Source organism: Virgibacillus sp. Bac330, from assembly GCF_003667845.1.
Classification (GTDB): domain Bacteria; phylum Bacillota; class Bacilli; order Bacillales; family Amphibacillaceae; genus Virgibacillus; species Virgibacillus chiguensis.
Window position 1 is genome coordinate 2,661,159 of record NZ_CP033048.1, and the last position, 20,409, is coordinate 2,681,567.

Consider the following 20,409-nt stretch of genomic DNA (forward strand, 5'->3'; position numbering starts at 1 on the left):
CACTAAAAGAAATTACATACACTTTATTCTACACAGCAAGCATATTTAAACTTATTTCATAAAACTAGGATAGGATTTTGATATACTCGCACACCAATCGCAATTTTCATTACGTGAACCTGGCCTCCATTTGAATTTTCCAGTTTCTAAATCAAAATCACCCATTCCATTCACAAGCAAAGGCCTTGTTAAATTAGTAATAACAGCTACTGTATCCGATATGATAAAACTTACAAGAATTTGTATCAGCGGGTTAAAAGAACCAGAGATACCACGGATATGTTGATAAACACGATGCATATCTTTTCTCTCCACAAGCGAATCGTAACATTTCCAACAACCAGTTACTCCTGGAATTACAGTTGTCCCTGTACTAGTAGAATGACCGTGATAGCCCCCCCCAACTATGTGCGCAATATTGTTCTTTGTAAGATATGGTGTGATCCAATCAGCTAATGTATCTACAGAAGGCTCATCCGCACATAATATAACAACCGAACATGTTTTAAGTTTTTCTAAAATGTTAGCAGAAATTTCTTGGGTGATAGGGTCGTGTACAGTTTCTATTAACGTTCCATATCTATGATGTAATATATTTTTTAAAACGTTTACTTTCAATTCACCAACAGCGTTTTTAGGATACAATGATTGATGCGTTAAATTGTGAGTGCTTACATTATCATGATCAATTAAAATTAGGGAGGGAATTCCCATTGCCGCTAACTCATGAGCAACTCTACTCCCAACGCCTCCTACACCAATGATTCCAACTCGGCTTGAACACCATGCTCGTTCACTGTCTGCTAGCTGATCAAGCGAGGATGTTTGTGCTGCAAGATAACTCCACAGTCTACTTTCTCCTGCTAAATTCCAAGGTTGATTACCAGTTAACAAGATTTTATCATTTACCAGAGTTTGTAATGTTTCTACTAGCACTTCTTTTGTAATTTTATTTTGTTCGCCCCAAACGAGAAGTTCTTCAAAGTTTCGCGGCTGTTGTAAATAGGTTAAAAAATTTATAAATACAGTTATACCTTCATATACAATGGTTTCTGAACGGTTTAACAATGTACAGATAATTTGTCCATGTTCCGTTTCTTCTACCTGAACATCAGGCTGTTTTAACCAATAAGTCGACACCAAAATCCCCCCGTAAAAAGAAGCCAATTCATTTGTAGAATTGGCTTCTTCATTTTAACTAGCATTTTTTTGTCCCAGAAGTATAGCGATCCACGCACTTAATCATTTCTACCACCACCTTGTTATTATTCATAGAAATTATAATATATTAGAAAAAAATAGTCAAATTAGATTTTTTTGTTAATTTATCTTTAATTTTTTAGATGTTTAACTTTACATTATTATGAAAAAGATATGATTTCAAATTGCTATACTTTAGTTACATAGTCAATTATTTACGCCCATTAAACAGATTTTCATAAAGTAAGACGGGCCACCATAAGATAGTTTTAACCACGAATAAATCGATCCTTCACAGATTACATTTCAAATTATTTTATGTTATACTCCTTTGCAATTTCTAAACATTTATCTAAATACCTTAGAAAAGCTTGACGATCGACAAGTTTTTATGGCAGTAATTATTAATTTGCATATACTATAAAACCTGAAAATAGTGTAAAAATAGAGCATTTGCGCTTCCTTTTTAAGCTATTCCCTCTAAATATTAATGAGAGAAGACTTTTTTGCCTGACTTCCACGAGTTGTACCAGCCAACAATATCATTGTTTGGGAGCACTCCTACTTCAGTTTTTAAGTAGCTTTTCAGAGATTCGTATTGTTGATGTACATAAGCAGGGTTATTTTCAAGCGCGTAAATTTTCATTAGAGCAAAATGAGCACTTTCTGTTTCTGGCATAATTTTACATATATAGTTATACCATAGTTTTGCTTCAGATATATTTTGATTCTTTTGATAAAATGCCGCAACCTCCAAAGCTTTCGTCAACCAAATCTGTTCCCAATAATATCGTTCTGATTCAGCCCACCAAAAATCATATCCTTGTAAATATGCACCTCTGTATAAAAACAACACTTGAGTATAGTTATTAACGGTTGTTTCATTCAAAGGTGGTAGCGTTTTAATTTGTTCTTTCCATTCTTCAAAATCTAAAATAATATTCTCTGTTTCTAAAACGTAGCCATCAGAAACATTTTGTAATCTCAAATGTCTATAATACATTCTCAGTGTTTTTCTCACGTAATAAATTGTTGTATACAACAATGAATTGGCTCGTTCTAGTGCTAGATCAGGCCAAAGTAGTTCAATTAAAAATGACTTTCTGACCATTTTCCCTCTATGATGTAATAAATATAAAAATAATTCCGCTGCCTTTTTCGTTCTCCAAGCAACAAATTCACGCTTCCCTTTAACCGATTCAACCGAAAATTGGCCTAGTACATTTACATAAAGTGGTGAAGTTTTTTCCATTGTAGATGACTGTAAATTATTATGGCTCTCTATTCGTTCAACTGTTTTTTTCAAACGGTCAGGTGGAATCGGCTTAACTAGATAATCGATTGCATTAAGTTCAAATGCCTTTACAGCATATTTATCATAGGCAGTCACAAATACAATAAGTAAGTTGGGCTTGTCTTTTAAAACTTTTTCAGCCAAACGAATACCATTCATTTCCGGCAACCCTATATCTAAAAATATTACATCCACGTCCTCTTTAAGAATAGTTTTATGTGCATGGATAGGATTAGTTAATTTACCAATAACATACATTTCACTAATCTTTTTGAGCTGTTGTTCCAAATAGTCTAAAGCAGATTGTTCATCATCTACAATAATAGCCTTCATAATAATTCCTCCATCCATTCAAATTATTTTCACCATTCCCATACTTTATCAACGATTTCTAAACAAAAACTAAAATGTAAGCGTTAATTCAGTAATATAGTCCTAGTTAAATAGCATTATTTACTAATTATATATACAAAAAATAGTGAATAAGGACCATATCAGTTTTTAAAAGCAAAACTTGTTCTAAAAGCATTGAACTTTTTAAAAACATGCATCAAACTAGTCAATGTTGAAGTAATAGATGCGTTTTAAAAACTTCAATTGATAAATTATCTGTTATGAAAATAATATGCGAGAATGGATAAAGAATATTATAATTTTTTAGATTTAATTTTGGTGAGATGAGATAGTTTTTTAAAAAGTGAAGAATTCTTGGGGTAGAAACATATAACAAAGTGTTGTACAGTTTTTAAATAATGATAGAGCTTTTCTAGCGACTTGTATAAAGCGAGTATACCGTATGAAACGGGACCTTTATTATGAATACAGTTTCTAAAAGCAACCTTTTGCTCATCTGTTTGAGCTTTCAACGTCGCTATTCTTCCTCCTAGGCAATATATTTTCCTATACCCTAATAGGTGTTTATGGAAACTCTTAGTAAACTAAAATAAACGAAACTACAGAAAGAGGGTTTCATCTAACTCCTACTGTATGTTTCGTTAAGCTAATTGAGCAACATTCATACTAGGTTCGCTTATGCATTCCTATAGTAAAAAAACATCCAAACTTCGCTTATTACAAAGTCTGGATGCTTTTCTACCATATTATTATTTATTATACGCAACTCGATTAATATTCATTAATTGACGAACACTTACGTTATCCGTAATACTGCTTCCACCAATTGCACCACAGCCCAATGTTAGGGAAGGAGCTAGATTTGTAGAAAAACCAATACCTCCAAATGTTCCCGGTGTATTAATTAAAATACGGGAAGCTTTGATGCGTAGTCCAAAATCTTCTACTAACTCATCATTTGTTGTGTGCAACATAGCTGTATGTCCTGCACCCTCATTTTCTAAAATGGTATTGCATGTTGTAACACCTTGATCCCAATCATTTACCGTGTACATTGCAAGAATTGGGGTTAATTTTTCACGTGAATACGGGTTGTTAGGTCCAATTGTCGTTTCCTCTGAAATAAGCACACTTGTATCTGCAGGAATGATAATTCCACATAGTTTAGCCACCTCTGTAACGGTTTTACCTACAATTTGTGGGTTCATCGTACCATTTTCTCGCATAATAAAGTGAGAAACTTTCTCTGATTCTTCTTGATTCATGAAATAAGCTTTACGCTTTTTCAATTCCTCGACAACTTCTTTTTTAATGCTTTTCTCAACAATAATGGATTGCTCTGAAGCACAAATCGTACCGTTATCAAATGTCTTACTCGTAATAATTCGATCGATTGCTTCTTCAATATGAGCTGATTTTTCAATAAAGGCCGGGCCGTTACCCGGGCCGACTCCAATTGCTGGATTGCCGGAAGAGTAAGCAGCTTTTACCATTGGTCCACCACCAGTTGCCAAAATTAATGCTGTATCATCGTGTTGCATTAATGCTTGCGTTCCTTCTAGGCTTGGAGATTCAATTACTTGTACTAGACCTTTTGGCGCTCCAGCATTTACTGCTGCTTCTTCCACTAACCGTGCCGCTTCAACAATACAGTTGACAGCTTTTGGATGTGGTGATAATACAATCGCATTTCTTGTTTTTAATGCGACTAGTGTTTTAAAAATAACCGTAGATGTTGGATTGGTAACCGGTACAAGGGCTGCAATTACTCCCATTGGCACGCCAATTTCAATTACTTTATTCATTTCATCTCGATCAATAATGCCTACAGTTGGTTCATCTTTTATGCTCTCGTATACTTGCTGACTAGCGAATAAGTTTTTCGTCGTTTTATCTTTCACATTACCGAATCCTGTTTCAGTATGCGCTTTATATGCTAAGTCCTCTGCAGCTTCTGTTAACCGGACAGATATGGCCTTTACGATTTCATCTACTTGTTCTTGGGTGAAACTGGCATATATATGTTGAGCATGTTTCGCTTTTTGAATTAGCGTCTCTACCTCATATGTTTGTACAGTTTCTTGCGCTAAATTTATAGCCATGTTTGACATCCCCTTTTCAATTAATTTCTATACTTTTATAATAAAGCGTTTACAAATTAATCGTTAGGACTATTTATATTTGTTTTTGGACAATTTTGACATTAGCTCATCATTTCACAAACTGATGCATATATAAACATAAAATTCCCTCCATTATCATGTTATACTTATAACAGAAGATACATTTCACATCGTTACACAATACGTGTACACCTTTATAAATTAGTATGGAAGCAGAGGATTTGGTTCTAAAGATCATCAGGAAAAACGTAAAGAGAGGGGATATCATGTGTCGTGTATTATTAGCTAGTCCAGAACAAGCAGACCGTGTTTTTTTAAAGCGAATTTTTGCAGAGCACTTTTTTAATGTCATATTTTTTGATGATGCCTTATCTGCTGAAGAAGCATATGCACGTTCATTAGAACAACGCCCTGATATGCTTATATTAGATGTCAGTGGATCGAGTGAAGAAATTTTTCAATATAAGATAAATATCGTTAAACGCCACCCAAACGTGAAAGTTATTTTAATAGACAATGAGGAAAACTTTAAACATATTCAAACAGCGATTCGTTGTGGAGCAGTTGACTACTTGGTGAAGCCGTTAAAAGTAGAGGAATGTAAATCTTCCATTCACCGGGCAATTTTGGCACTAAATCAAGTATCCTTATTAAACTATGAACGAAAATCTGTCACCGATACCTTAAAAGAAAGCGCCGCTCAGATGATGCAATACGTCCACGAACATTATTATGAAGAAATAAATTTGGATTCATTAGCAGCGTTCATGCATTTAAATAAAAGTTATGTAAGCCGCTTTTTCAAAGAAACCGTCGGCATGTCCTTCGTAAGTTATGTACGGCACTATCGAATAGAACAAGCAAAAAAGCTATTGCGTACATCCGATTTATCGGTCACAGAAGTCGCCGAACAAGTTGGATATCTAGATCTTACGTATTTTAGCAGAATTTTTAAAAAAGAAAGCCATTATACGCCCAATGAATATAAGCAGGTTTACCAAGGGGAACATGTGCCAGCTGATATTGCATTTGCAGAGGGACATCATTAAATGATAGATGAAGTTACACAGAAGAGCCACAGCTAAAGAGCGTGGCTCTTGCTTTGTTTAAATAACCAACCATACTAGTGTAATAGCATATATATATCAGCATTAAGAAATCATGATATAGCACTTTAAAAAAGCTAACTTTGAGGAGGATAAGTATGAAGAATTCTCTAAAGTCTATGAAAGGCTTAATAGAAGAAAACAGTATCAAATGCTATAATAATATTATAGTTGTATTAGCTAGGTGAGTAGCCAAAAACCTCCAAGGTAGGAGGAGACGAGGCTCGTGATTACTGCAAATATAGCAAATGTTATAATAAATTTTACATCATTAACCTTAACATTTCTAATGGGTTGTAATTATGATCATGGAAAAAGTCGCTCTTGTCAGACGGAGGTTCGCTCCCTACCATGCAGAAGTCGCTCTCGAAAAACGGAATTTCACTCCCTACCACGTTAAAATAGCTCTCGTTCATCGGAAATTGCCCGTTAACCGCAACGAAAACATTTTAAGCTCCCACTCTGAATTATTTTTCTTCCATCACATTTGGCTCATCTTCTTCGTCAGCAAATAAATCAATAATTTTCCCAAAAACGTATAGTAGAAAAACAAATACCAAGCTTATGATTGTAGCTCCAATAAAATTCGTGTCTAGTCGTTCAGAATAGAGGTTAAACGTATTTATGTACACACTAAAAACCGTTAAGAAAATAACCCATTCCTTCAAATTGGTAGGACCAATATCATCTAAAGAATGAAAAGTTTTATCTTTTCGATCAATAAATATCGCAATTTCAATGATTACTAGCATAAATAAGCTTAACAATGTGAAACCTGTAAAAAACCAGAAGTTCCCCCAAAAGTCTCCATAAAAATGAAAATCTATGAACGGTATTACTTGAGCAAGATAAATAACAGCAAAGGAAATGGCAAATGGTATAGCTATAAACAAAGTTACTAAAATGATTAACATGACTAGTAATAGCATATAAACCAAAATCAAGCCGATATCTACTTTCTTTTTTCCCATATTCATGCCCCTTTCAGGAGAAAATTTTGACTATCGTAAAGTCTTTATAGCGATAGCTTACGTAGTTTTGCTTCCACTATAGAAAAGTTAAGATATATCATAAAGCCGCTTGTTAGCTTAATAATAACGAAGAATTTTTTTTACATTTGAACTTATATATTGATACGTATTTGCTAACTACTTTGTTTCATGAAGTTTCATGTTTTCCCCTTATATTCTTCCTCCGTTTAACTGGTCCGGACGTACTGACTTTATTCTCATTAAAAAAACAGTTCTATACAATGAGAAGAAACTCCTTCAAGCTGTCTCTATATTAGCAAAACTTGGCTTGTTTTCAAGTTTTATAGTGAAAGCTGTAGTTTTTTTATACTATAAACCTTTAAACTTCTACATTTTCCCATAATAAGAAAGCTTCTCCTTTGCTTAGAAAAACAATTTTATAAAGGGTGGTGGGATAAACAAGTATATAGTTCCCTAGTGAAAAAATAGATTAATAAAATTTATAGCAGTTATTGGCTTGTTTTATTAACAAACCATTAATTTAAGTTATTTCTCTAATTATTCATAAATATTAATACTCTAAATAGAGCTCGTAGCGAGAGGGGTGCATTGATGAATTGGTATATTATTTGGATCATTCTTTTTATTATCGGTATCATGGCTGTAGGAATCTATTACTCTCGAAAAATTGAAACAGCAGACGACTATACAATGGCAAATTTCAGCCTCGGTTTTTTTCCGATAGCTGGGAGTATTATTGCAACCTCCATGGGATCTGCTGCTGTAATTGGGGCTTCAGGTAAAGGGTTTGAGATTGGTCTATCCTGGTTTCTTACTAAATTACCTACTTTATTTTTTTCGGTACTATTAGCTGTTTTACTAGGAGCAACCATTCGCAAATTAAAATTGTATACAATACCAGATCTGTTTGTACGTCGCTTTGGAAAAGCTGCGGGGCTCATACCTGCTCTCATTATTAGCATTCTTTACATGACACCGACATTTGGGATGCAAATTGTAGGAATGGGGTCCATCCTTACATCCATTATTGATCTGCCTTTATTTAGCTCTATGCTTATCGGATTTATAATTTGTGTTGTTTTCACTCTGTTGGGGGGTCTTCCTAGTGTTGCGTGGACAGATGCCATTCAATCTGTCCTCATACTACTGGGCCTAATTCTAATGTTTGTCATTGGTCTTAATTATGTTGGTGGATTAGATGTCGTCCTGCAAAATACCCCTGACAAAATAGTAAGCTTTGAAGGGCTAAGTACAAGTGAATTATTCAATTACTTAATCATATTCGGTCCATTTTACCTTGTATGGCAGACATCTTGGCAACGCATTTCTGCAGCAAAAACAGAAAAAATAGCAGTAGGAGCTGTTTCGGTTGGATTTATCTTAACAGCACTCATAGGCATTTTTGCAATTGGTATTGGCATTATTGCTCGCCAGTCTATTTCAGCAAACATACACCCGGATTTAGTTTATACAGAATTTCTAACAACCGTTTTCCCCCCTGCTATTGGTGGATTTTTTATGGTCTCTTTGTTTGCAGCAGTCTTAACAGGCGCTACCTCTTTTCTCCTAAGCGGAGCGATGAACATATCAAAAGATATTTATCAAAGCTGGGTCTCCCCTCATGCAAATAGTGAGCAAGTGTTGAAGGTATCTCGATATTCCGTAGCGGGCATGGCAATAGGAGGTCTTATTGTCGCACTACTCATTACTGACATCATCGCTATATACACGTATGCTTTAGCCTTATCCGCCATCACTATGGTTGTTCCAGTGATGGGGGCCATGTTTTGGAAACGAGCTACTAAAATGGGTATGCTTGCAAGTGTCATTGGATCATTGGCAGTAGCTGTTATTTGGGACCTATTCGAACAACCATATGGACTACATATGATTATCCCTGGTTTAATCACTTCATTTAGTATATTTATTGTCGTTAGCTTACTTACAAAACATGATCAAGATGAACAAGTAGAGGCTTACTTTTTCACACTAAAAAAGAAAAATAATGAAAATGTAGAACAAAGGCGAAAGCGCCCGGTTAGCAACGTAGAGAGTGGAACAAATCAACGAAAGTTTTAGGAATCATGCTCCTGCAACAGGAGTATGCCTTCGTCCCCCGGCAAGCCCGTCTTTAATCGGCCTTCCTTTTTAGAACGAACCAATAATGACTTATCGTAGGGCAATGGAGTGAAATCGCCTAGTTGCTGGGCGCTGGAGCCGGACGTGGCAAAATAACTTAGTAAGTTTATCCACAGCTGCAAAATTTTATAATTTCCCAGACGAGAACAAACATTTTTAGAAAGGGGAAATGCATGATGAGCGATCAAAAAATTTTCATAAACGGAAATATTTTAACGATGGATGAGACAAACACCATCGCAAGTTCTATCGCTATTAAAAATGGAACTATTATTGGAATTTGGGAGGAAAAACAGCCTCCACTTGAGGTAATAACTGCAACAGATACAGTAGAAACGATAGACCTAGCTGGCAAAACGATGCTTCCTGGCTTTATTGACACGCATAATCATATTTTAATGTATGGACTGTTTTATGATCAGGTGAACTGTAGTACGCCACCAAATGCTTCTATACCAGATATTTTAAAGCGGATTGAAAATAAAGTAGCCTCAACACCAGAAGGAGAGTGGATTATAGGTTTTGGATATGACGATACACTCCTTACCGAGAACCGTCATCCAACAAGAAATGATTTGGATACCGTCTCACCGAATCACCCAGTACTTATCCGTCATATATCTGGACATTTAGCAGTAGCTAATTCCCTTGCTTTATTTCATGCAAATGTGGATGATAATGTGGCACAACCAATTGGTGGTCACTTCGGCAAAGACGAAAATGGAAAATTAGATGGGGTCCTTTATGAACCAGCCGCCATTGAACCTATCCAACAAAAAATACCTGAAAATACAATTGACGAGATGGTAAAGGCACTTGAGAATGCTGCAAAAGAGTATATTGCTCAAGGGATTACCACAAATACAGATGCTAAAGTTGATAACCTACCTCAGTTGCAAGCTCATTTAAAAGCAGCCAAATTGCAACGAAATCCAATGCGGACTCAATTAATGATTATGCACCAATTATTAAGAGAAGATGGACCTTTCCATCATTACTCTCCAGAGGATCTCAATAAACTTATACAGAACGGCTCAAACGGCCTTGCACGCTTAGATAGTATTAAGATGTTTCAGGATGGCTCTATTCAAGGACTCACTGGTGCATTAAGAGAACCTTATTACAAGCATCCTAACATCTATGGTGACCTTATTCATGAGCAAGCAAGTTTTGAGGAAGATGTGCTCGCTTTACACCAACGTGGATATCGAATTACCACCCATGGTAATGGAGATAAAGCAATTGGTTCTATCTTAGATGCGTACGAAAATGCCCTCAATGTTCATCCAAAAGAGAGACATCAGCACCGTATTGAACATGTTCAAACAGCTACGCCAGATGACATTAAGAGAATGCAAAAACTGCAAGTAGCCGGGTCTTTTTTCATTAATCATGTTTTCTATTGGGGAGACAGACACGAAAAAATATTCCTTGGACCAGAGCGGGCACGACGTATAAATCCGTTAGCTGAAGCAAAAGAAAACGATTTGCTATATACATTACATTCCGATTGTCCCATCACACCTATATCTCCTCTTTTTTCGATTTGGGCTGCTGTCACTCGAAAAACGAGAGCAGGAAAAACTCTCGGTGCAGAACAACGTATAGATGTCATTACTGCAATCAAAGCAATGACCATTTATGGGGCAAAATTAATTTTTGATGAAGAAAACACTGGTAGTATTGAAATCGGGAAAAAAGCTGATTTTGCTATACTAAATGACGACCCTTTAACGATTGAACCAGAAAAAATCAAAGATATTGAGGTTGTAGCAACGATTATTAATGGTGAGAAAGTTTTTGATAAGACATCCGTCACTTTATCCTAGAAATGATTCTGCAATTAGTGGGATTTTCTACTTTTCCCACTGATTGTTAGTATGGCAAAGGTATGAGCTAAAAGACCTCTAAATGAATCAGGATTTCTGTGCTGTTTTCTTCCACTTGGACTTTGTTTAACTTACATCTTTCAATTTTTGAAACGGGAGTCTTACACCACCTTATACCCATATTTTCAAAAAATATCCAGACAAGGTGGATTTATAAATACTAAATTCCACCTTATCTGGACTCGTCTTCATTACGTCTCATGACTTTTCAGGTCTACCAAAAAGTTAAGTTCTTACTTCCATTGCATTTACACGTTAATTCCAGAAGAATTTCTTTATTTTGTCCTGTAAGTGCTAAGCAAACATGTACTTTTAAGTTTTGCTCTTACAATCTTGCATTAATGAACAGTTAATGTATACCGATTCTAGCATTCATTAATCGTACAATTTGTTCTGCAGTTTTACTAAGTTGCAAATGCGTTATTTCCTTTGCTAATGCTTCTTCTAAAGTACGGCATTCGGTTTGAATTGAAAAAAAAGCATCTAGATATTGATTCATTTCATTTAGATCCGTATCTACCCTTCCAGCGAGTCCAATAACCATTTTATTATGCTTTTTAGCCAGTTGGGCAACTCCTATAGGCACTTTCCCGTTTAGAGATTGTTTATCTAAACTGCCTTCCCCAGTAAAAATGATGTCAGACTGGATAATATATTTTTCCAAATTGGTTAGCTCTATCATAGTATCTATACCTGACTTCATTACTCCATTCAAAGCAGCAACTATACTCCCACCAAGTCCTCCAGCAGCACCTGAACCAGGTATATTTTGAACATCTACATCATACTTGCTTTTTAAAATGTTAGCTAATTTTTCAAGCCCACAATCTAAATGCAAAATTTGTTCTGATGTGGCACCTTTTTGCCCCGCATAAATAAATGCAGCTCCCTCTTTACCATAAAAAGGGCTTGAAACATCACTTAAAATAGTAATAGAGCAAGATTTTAACTCTGGCATTTTGTTTTGTTCAGAAAAAGAGTGCACATGAAGCAGTGGGTTAGTGCTTGTATCAATAAGTTGATCATTCGCATCGTAAAATTCCCAACCTAAAGCCTGAAGCATGCCAAGTCCCCCATCATTTGTTGCACTTCCCCCTAGCGAAATAATTAAATTTCGATAACCAGCTAAAATAGCATCTCTCATCTGCTCTCCTAAGCCAAAAGAGGTGACTTTCATTAAGTTGCGTTTTTCTTTAGGAATATTTGCCAACCCTATGCAACTAGCACTTTCGATAAACACAGTGTATTTATCAAGCAGAAGATATTTTGCCACAATAGGCCTCATCAACGCATCATGAACAGTAACACTTTTTTCCTCAGCATGGAAGTTAGAAAGCAATGCCTCCATACTTCCTTCTCCCCCATCCGATATCGGACAATTCCGAATACTCTCTTGAGGTGTAGCAATCTCTATTCCCGCTCTTACAGCCTCGCCCACCTCAAAACCCGATAAAGATTCTTTAAATGAATCAAAGGCAACTAAAAATTTCATTTCACACACTCCCATGCTACTGCTGACTGATTATTTATTCTGTTTAATCCACATAAATTGATAAGGATTTAATCTTATTTGTTCCTCTACTTCTTGCCTACTCCATAAATCAACACCAGTGGCAGGGATTGGTATAGTAATAGGCTGACTATCCACATTTACAACAAAAAGGATTTCTTCTTCTGATTTTTCACAAAATCGACGTAGCGAAAATACATTTCCCCCTAAATGAAGTACCTCTTGTTCAGCATAAGGTGAGAACGATTTTTCTTGTTTGCGAATAGTAATCATGTCAAGCAAGCCTTCAAAAATTCCTTTTCGTCTGCTGTCAAATCCCAATTCCTTTATAATAGCCTGTAACTCCAGCTTTTCTCTATTTATCCGTCGGTTTATATTCGATTGCTGCACACCACGCAAATCATTTCTTGAACCCAATATAGAATGATAGTAAATAGCGGGTACACCAATAAATGAAAGAAGAATAGCGTGAGCAGCCAATATTTTATTTACTTGCATCTGTTCAGAAATATCTTCCTCATTCATAAGTGCATCAGAATAATTAATATTTAATTCATAAACAGATTTTGTGCCGTCAGGATTATTTTTATAAGATATTCTTCCACCATTCTTTTTCACTTTTTCAACTAATAACTCTTTCTCATCTTCAGATAATATTCCTTCTACAGGACGCATCCCTATGCCATCGTGACTAGCAAGAAAATTAAAGAAAGTGGACGTATCAGAAACTTTACCAATTTTTTCAGCCCAGTTGCTTAATTTCTTACTATTATGTGTAGTTAATGCAAATAAAACTAAAGGTGGCAATGAAAATTGATATACCATATTTGCTTCATTTGTTCCATCTCCAAAGTAGCTAATATTTTCTTGATGAGGAACGTTTGTTTCGGTGATAATCTGCGTGTTTGGCTGCAAATAATCTAATATCATTCTCCATAGTTGAATAATCGCATGAGCTTGCGGCATATGAATTGAAGAAGTACCTGACTTCTTCCAAATAAACCCAATTGCATCCAAACGAATGCTCGTTCCTCCTTTACTAGCGTACAACAACAAAATATCTGTCATTTCTAATAGCAAAGGAAAGTAACTAAAGTTTAAATCAACTTGATCTTCACTAAATGTAGTCCAAGCAGTTTTAACCCCATTCTTCCCTTGATATTGGTGATATAAAGGAGATGTACGTGGACGAACAACCTTAGAAGTATCGAAAGAATCATCTTTAGGGATAAAATAATCCTGATACGTTTCCTCCCCATTTAAATATCCTTGAAACCATCTACTTTCCTTGGATATATGATTAGCAACAAAATCAAACATTAAGCGATAGTCTTTAGAAAGTAACTCAATATTTTCCCAATTACCTAGCTTTGGTTGAATTTCCCGATAATTTGTGACGGAAAAACCATCGTCTGATGTATAAGGAAACATAGGTAATACATGTACATCTGTGACTATTCCTGCTAACTTTTCATTTAAAAACTCGTGCAATGAAGCTAATGTAGGCTTATTTTCTCTGTATATACTGTCGCCATACGTAATTAAATAAATACTTTTTTCAGAAATTGGCTTTACCTCTTTCCATTGAAAAGAGCTCCATAATTCAATTAGTTCTTTAAACGAATCGATATATGAAGACCTGTATTTGTCTCCATATATTTCTTTTAGTTTTATTTCTAATCGATTTAAAAATTCCATTTCCATCTTTTCACCTTCTTATTTTAGACTTAATGTCAAATAGGCTTTTGGCGTTATTATCAAATTCTTATTTACCTCTAATTGCTGATCTTCAGCTAAATTTGTTACATTGAGCGACGGAAACACATGACTTAATTCAAGCTGCTGTTCTTTTTCCGTTGGGTTATAAAAACGAATAATAATAGACTCATTATTATAAGCTCGTTTACAGCTGCTCATCAAAATATTGGGATTTTCTTGTTTCAATATAGAGGCAGTCTTAGGAAGGTCTTTTATCTCCATCGGAAATTCAAAACGTTCCAGACGTTCTTCAAACGTATTTAAATCCTGTTTTTGATATGTCACATAGCGACCGACATATTGATCAGTGCGTACAAATAACTGCGAAGGTTCTACATTACTATCCTCAATTACAACGGCATATTCAAACGTCATTTTTCTTTTCATCTGCGCATCTGGTGTAAATACAACTTTATTATTAATTCCCGATGCACGTCCGGGTCGCCAAGCGAGATTATCCTTTCCTAGTAGTCCAACGCTTCTATACAATGTAAGTGCTAGATCTCCAAATTCTAACAACTCGTACTCTTTTATCCCTCTCGTTACAGCAGCAAAAATGTGCGTGTCACTTTTATTTCCAGTGAAATTCTCTAAAGGATAAATAGGTACAGGTGCTTCTGTAAATCCATCCTCCCGCCACGATTTCATGTAAGAATTGGTTATAGGTCTTTGAATGATACTGAAACCTTGATCTGCAAATGATTGGTTAGCATGCTCTGCACCAGTTTGTAGTAACACACGCACACGATGGTCTTCCACCTCATTTGCAATATCATGTTTTACCCGAACCATGTGTTCTTCTTTTCGCAACTCCAAAGTTGTAGTAATCATTAACAACTTAGAAGCAATATTTTCTGTACGCTCCTTCAAATTTTTGGGTACCAAAGCTTCATGCTTCACGACCATAAACTGTGAAAGTTCCCCTTTACTTACTGATATAAGTTCAGCCTGTTCCAAATAGATGGGCTTATCCCCATCCAAAGGTGAAAAATCATAGGAATCACCAGCGTCCGCCACATTTTCAAATCGTAAAAAATGATCCAACTCTATCTTTTTTTTCTTGTCCGTAACGATTAGCTGACCATCCTTCAATTTGATTTCAAATTGTTCATTAGCAATGGAAGTGGATTCCTCTTGTATAACAGTTGGAAGACGTTTATTCACTTTCTCTACTTTAAGAGTTTTATAACCTAATGATGGTACATTATCCATTGCTACCATAATAGAATTTCGATAATAGCCTGGTATTTCGACTTCCTGCTCTCCTTCAGCTGTGACAATAATCTGTTTGCCACCACTTACATATTTTTGACGTTTCACTTCAGCCATGACCTGAGTATCTTCAACCGTATCTCTTAGTATAAATTCCCTTGATTTAGTAAAAATAACAGCTTCCACTACCCCAGAAAATTCACTTGCATTTGTGTTAAAAAACACAAATATAGAAGACAAATCATGTTGCTTGCTACTTATTGCTTCAGTCATTCTTTTCTTCCAAATATTTAATAGACCATCAGCAATACGTTTTACCTTTTGCAACCGTTGTATGATATCTTTATTTGTATCATCGGAGTTACAACCACCAATGCTATCATGCGCATGAACATCAAACAGTAATTTCCATATTTTATCTAGCCATTCCTGCGGATAGCGTAAACCAAATGAATGACCAATTACAGCTAACGGCTCTAATTGATGCAATAATTTATGCTCTACTTCATAATTTGCTTTTTTTATATCATAACGTTGCGAACGAATTGTATGATGAATTCGTGCGTTTTGTGTAGCAATAAGCTCACCTTCTATTTCATTATCAAACCGATGGTAATCACCCCATGTATCTTTCATATATGTTTCGTAATCTGATAACAAAAACTCATAATCCTCTGTTTCCTTGTTCAACTTTTGGATGGTTTCTGGAAAGTGCTTTCTTATTAGAACTTGATCTCCGCCGGATGGTAATAATAGTTGATCCGTATGTCTATTCATACTCGATAGTTTTTCAAGGATTGGATACAAACGTGATTCTTTATATTCTTCTGTTGCTTGTAGAAACTTCCCTGGACCGTAACCAAAATACATATTATTTGCCTTAACTTTCTTCTTATCTGGAGAAATCCAAGTGAAATTCAAATCACCCTTCAGCTGATCTGTATAAACACCGCGTTGAAGAATACTATTATCAATTCCAAAACCAGTAAATATAGAAGGGAAGTATTGATTTTGACCAAAAATATCAGGTAAATAGCCACAATTCATGCTATGACCATATTTTTGAGAAATTTTTGTTCCATAAAGTAAATTACGAATGATTGACTCTTTATGAACAAGAAGAGAATCTGTCTGGGTATACCAAGGGCCGATAAACAATCTCTTATCAGCGACCAATTTTTTTAATCGTTCTTCTTGTTCGGGGCGTAAACTTAAGTATTCTTCCACAATACTTACTTGTGCATCAAAAACATACGCTGTATATGCAGTATCATTTTCTAAGACATCTATTAAATAGTCCATATTCTCTACTAATAAAACATTGGAGTCTTCAATCGTAAAATACCATTCTCTATCCCAATGAGAATGTGGTACGACATATACTCGTTTCTTCATGTTGTTCCCTCCATTTAAAATGAATCTACAATCAATGGTTTCAAGTCTATACCTCACTGATTGTTACTACCTTGGCGATGACCTAAAGGTTCTAAACAAGAAAGCTTTCAGGATCTTTATCCTCTATTTTAATTTGCTTATCTTGACTATTAGAGTGGATGTTTAACAAAGGGGCTCAGTTTGGAATAGCCTGTAACCCCCTTCAAAAATTAACTTTCTTTTCTTTTTAAGATTGCGTAACGTATAAATATATTTGCAAATGCAATAAATAGTACACCTACAACTAACCCAACGAGATACGTTCCAACATTTTCAACTAACGGCCACCCCCAAATAGCTGGTAAAGGATACCATTGAACTGCTCCTAAGATTACTGCTGTTATCGCCCCTATTATCGCACCAATAATATTTATTGGAATTGTAATAATTGGATTACGAAGCATAAAAGGTATGGCACCTTCGCTAATAGCAATAAAACCAAGTAAAAGCGAAGTATTACCTGCAACTCTAAGGTTTTCATCAAAGACACGACGCCCAACTACATACTTGTCAATTACGGTTGCTAGTCCTAAACCTATTGGAGGAATGACAATAGCTAATACACGTGGAGTCAAAGGAAAAATCTGATCTGCCGCTAATCCAATTGCTATCGCTCCCGCCGCTTTATTAATAGGTCCTCCGAGGTCAAAAGCAGTTGTACCTGCAATAATAGCAGAAAGCATTACAGCCCCAGAATTTTGAGCGCTTTCTATCCAATTTCTTAATAGTTCGTTTAAACCACCAAATACTGGGTCTATCACATAAAAGTTTAAAAAGAAAATAGATAACACTGAGATAGCTGGTATAATTAACATTGGCTTCATTGCTTGTAAGTTCTTACTTAATTTTATTTTGTCATTTAAAAATTTGGAGATATAACCTGCTGTCATACCAAGAATAAGTGCGCCGAAAAATCCAGAAGGAATTCCTCCTTCGATTCCCCAAAAAGTAAAATGTAACCCTGCCGCAAATACACCTCCGATAAATCCAGAAACGATTCCAGAACGGTCAGCAATAGCATATGCTACAAAAGCACCAAAAATAGGGTACATAAACTTAAAAATTAAAGCACCAAATTTATCAAGATAATGCAAAATAACAAATAATTCATTCGAATGTGTAGCGTATTTAATATCATGTATTTCATCTACTAATCCAAATGGCATAGCACCTAACTTAGCAATCCCCATCATAAGTCCAGCCGCAACAATAACTGGGATCATATAGGAGATACCCGTCATAACCGCTTGTGCCATATCCGCAAGCAAATTACCTTTTTTTTCCTGAATCATGTTATCTTCTTGATATTGCGAAGTAACCTTTCCATCTGGGTTATTTAATGAACGCTGAATAATATTTTTGGCGTTTTTTAGGGGCTCAGCTACCCTTGTTTGAACATATTGCTTCCCTTGAAATCGTTCTTTTCCTTTTGGGTTAATATCTGTAGCAAAAATAATTGCATCTGCTTCTTGAATCATTTTCGCTTGATGCTCATCTTCAATCCCATTAGCCCCCTGTTTCTCAGTTAAAACCCGAACCCCCATTTCACGCCCAGCTTTTTCCAACGCTTCAGCTGCCATATACGTATGCGCTATTCCTGTAGCACAGGCTGTAATTGCTAAAACTGTTTTGGTATACTCTTGTTCCCCGTCTTCCTTAGCAATTGGTTCATCTAATTGTTGGAGAAAATCTTCGGGAGAGGATGCCTCCATTATTTTTTCAATGTAGACTTGATCCATTAATCGAGTACTTAGTTCAGATAAGATATTCAAGTGTGTACTTCCTGCCTCATTCTCAGGTATAGCTAATAAAAATACCAGTTTCACTCTATTGGATGGATTAACGCTTTCCCAATCATCTATTTCATCACGTAACCGAGCTACAGCGAAAACCGCTTTCTTAACAGCCCTACTCTTTCCATGAGGAATTGCTAACCCAGATTCCAAGCCAGTAGGAGAAACCGATTCCCTCTCGATTACAGCTTGCAAAAATGTTTGTTTAGAAGTAAGATATCCTTTCCTATGAAGTGCTTCTACAAGTGACTCAATAACTTGCTGTTTTGATGTTGCTGTTACATCAAACAAGACTAACTCTTGTTCAGTCATTTTTTTTAATTCCAATTTGCTCACCTCTCTATAATGAATTTTTAAGTAGTTGAAACCTCTTACAAACAGATTGTAACACCAATCTAGGGATAATTTTTGTACACGAAGCGTATAATTGTACGGAATGAATATACGAGTATCTATGTCCAAATTTCGTTCATAAATACATTCATGCATGATATACTATTAAAAATGAAGCGAACTGATAGAGGAGATTGTATATGGGTAAAGTAATGGATCGATTCGCCAACTATTTAGGAGAGTTGACTTACGCAGAAAAGCATGTGCTATACTATATTGAAGAACATTTAGAACTTGCTAAAAACCAGTCCCTAACTGCTATGGCAGAGTCTAATAATGTTAGTAATACAACGATAATACGTATGTGTCGAAAACTCGGGCTATCAGGCTTCTCAGAGCTAAAATACAACTTAAAAAACATCTATGCTGATGTACTACCCGCAGATAATATGCTGGATAGATATCGGCAAGATGCAGAACAAACATTAAACTCCCTTAAAATAGAGGAATTAGAAACAATTTGCGAACAGCTTATTCAAGCAAATCGAGTGCTTATTGTTGCTGTTGGACTAACAAAAATAGCTGGTGAATACTTCAGTAAATTGTTCATGCAAGTGAATAAACCTACTTCTTATGTATATGAATCTCATATTATTGACTTGCTTCCAAATACGATTAATCAAGGAGACCTAATCGTATTTATATCCTCCAGTGGTGAAACAAAAACTATTATCCATGCAGCAGAGAAAATACATTATAAGTGGGTAGACTCTCTAGCCATTACAAATTCTGCGGATAGTACGCTTGTACGTCATACCAAAAATGCTATTAGTGCAGATGTTCAAAAGGTGCAATTTGCTGGCTATGATATCACCCCTCGCTCTACTATGGTTATTTTAATTGATTTAATTTTTGAATTCTATTTAAAAAAAATTATGAAATAAAGTAAACTACTTCATCTAGTCTTTTCTAGTGGGCTTATTATCTGAAGGGATTTTAAACGAATCGGGCATAAAGTTTGTTCTTTCCCTTCCAGAAGTTGTGAAAGAGAAATTAAATTTTTAGAAAAACTTGCCTTATCGCCAAATCATATGCGAATGCCTTCGTTTTTCTTATACTAAGTATCATGCCTTTCGCTATGCTCAAGGAACAAAAATGAATAAAAGTAATTTTTTCTTCCCCGAAAAAAAGATATAATATAATTGGATAGGCAGATACACTACAAAGTATGGGGAATTGAGTGGTGCAGTTCTTTACTTTGCTGCCCGCAGA

The 20,409-nt window shown here is 35.5% G+C and carries 12 protein-coding genes; 4 read left to right on the forward strand and 8 right to left on the reverse strand.

Annotation, left to right across the window (positions count from 1 at the left end):
* Positions 1–51 precede the first annotated feature (51 nt).
* The 3 genes from D9780_RS12335 to D9780_RS12350 form a co-directional block, all read right to left on the reverse strand.
* Positions 52–1,140, reverse strand: coding sequence for a ThiF family adenylyltransferase (locus D9780_RS12335; protein ID WP_162985866.1), 1,089 nt, complete (start codon positions 1,138–1,140; stop codon positions 52–54).
* A 547-nt stretch (positions 1,141–1,687) separates the two neighbouring features.
* Positions 1,688–2,827 carry a response regulator gene (locus D9780_RS12340; protein WP_162985867.1) on the reverse strand — a complete coding sequence of 380 codons (1,140 nt, stop codon included), beginning with the start codon at positions 2,825–2,827 and terminating at the stop codon, positions 1,688–1,690.
* Positions 2,828–3,597: 770 nt separating this feature from the next.
* Entirely contained in the window at positions 3,598–4,950 is a 1,353-nt protein-coding gene (locus D9780_RS12350; protein ID WP_121640294.1) for an acetaldehyde dehydrogenase (acetylating), read from the reverse strand.
* Positions 4,951–5,237: 287 nt separating this feature from the next.
* On the opposite strand from D9780_RS12350, the gene D9780_RS12355 reads away from it, so the two are divergent.
* Positions 5,238–6,020 carry a helix-turn-helix domain-containing protein gene (locus tag D9780_RS12355; RefSeq protein ID WP_162985868.1) on the forward strand — a complete coding sequence of 261 codons (783 nt, stop codon included), beginning with the start codon at positions 5,238–5,240 and terminating at the stop codon, positions 6,018–6,020.
* Positions 6,021–6,544: 524 nt separating this feature from the next.
* Here the strand turns inward: D9780_RS12355 and D9780_RS12360 are convergent.
* Positions 6,545–7,048 (reverse strand): hypothetical protein, encoded by a 504-nt coding sequence (locus D9780_RS12360; protein WP_121640296.1) that lies wholly within the window; start codon positions 7,046–7,048, stop codon positions 6,545–6,547.
* 612 nt (positions 7,049–7,660) lie between these two features.
* Here D9780_RS12360 and D9780_RS12365 point away from each other — a divergent pair.
* The gene (locus tag D9780_RS12365; RefSeq protein ID WP_121640297.1) at positions 7,661–9,148 is read left to right on the forward strand and encodes a sodium:solute symporter family protein; all 1,488 of its coding nucleotides are present in this window, start codon (positions 7,661–7,663) and stop codon (positions 9,146–9,148) included.
* Between the two features lie 233 nt (positions 9,149–9,381).
* A complete protein-coding gene (locus D9780_RS12370; RefSeq protein WP_121640298.1) occupies positions 9,382–11,037 on the forward strand; it encodes an amidohydrolase in 1,656 nt (551 codons plus the stop codon).
* Between the two features lie 409 nt (positions 11,038–11,446).
* On the opposite strand, the gene D9780_RS12375 is transcribed toward D9780_RS12370, so the two are convergent.
* The 4 genes from D9780_RS12375 to D9780_RS12390 form a co-directional block, all read right to left on the reverse strand.
* Complete coding sequence (locus tag D9780_RS12375; RefSeq protein ID WP_162985869.1) at positions 11,447–12,589, reverse strand: glycerate kinase family protein; 1,143 nt, start codon at positions 12,587–12,589, stop codon at positions 11,447–11,449.
* A gap of 30 nt (positions 12,590–12,619) precedes the next feature.
* Positions 12,620–14,311, reverse strand: a complete 1,692-nt coding sequence (locus tag D9780_RS12380) for a sugar phosphorylase (protein ID WP_121640300.1) — start codon at positions 14,309–14,311, stop codon at positions 12,620–12,622.
* A gap of 12 nt (positions 14,312–14,323) precedes the next feature.
* Positions 14,324–16,972 (reverse strand): glycoside hydrolase family 38 N-terminal domain-containing protein, encoded by a 2,649-nt coding sequence (locus D9780_RS12385; protein WP_121640301.1) that lies wholly within the window; start codon positions 16,970–16,972, stop codon positions 14,324–14,326.
* Positions 16,973–17,181: 209 nt separating this feature from the next.
* Complete coding sequence (locus D9780_RS12390) at positions 17,182–19,131, reverse strand: fructose-specific PTS transporter subunit EIIC (protein WP_240458680.1); 1,950 nt, start codon at positions 19,129–19,131, stop codon at positions 17,182–17,184.
* A gap of 206 nt (positions 19,132–19,337) precedes the next feature.
* Here D9780_RS12390 and D9780_RS12395 point away from each other — a divergent pair, with 206 nt between their 5' ends.
* On the forward strand, positions 19,338–20,081 hold the full coding sequence (locus D9780_RS12395; protein ID WP_121640302.1) for a MurR/RpiR family transcriptional regulator: 744 nt from the start codon (positions 19,338–19,340) through the stop codon (positions 20,079–20,081).
* Positions 20,082–20,409 lie beyond the last annotated feature (328 nt).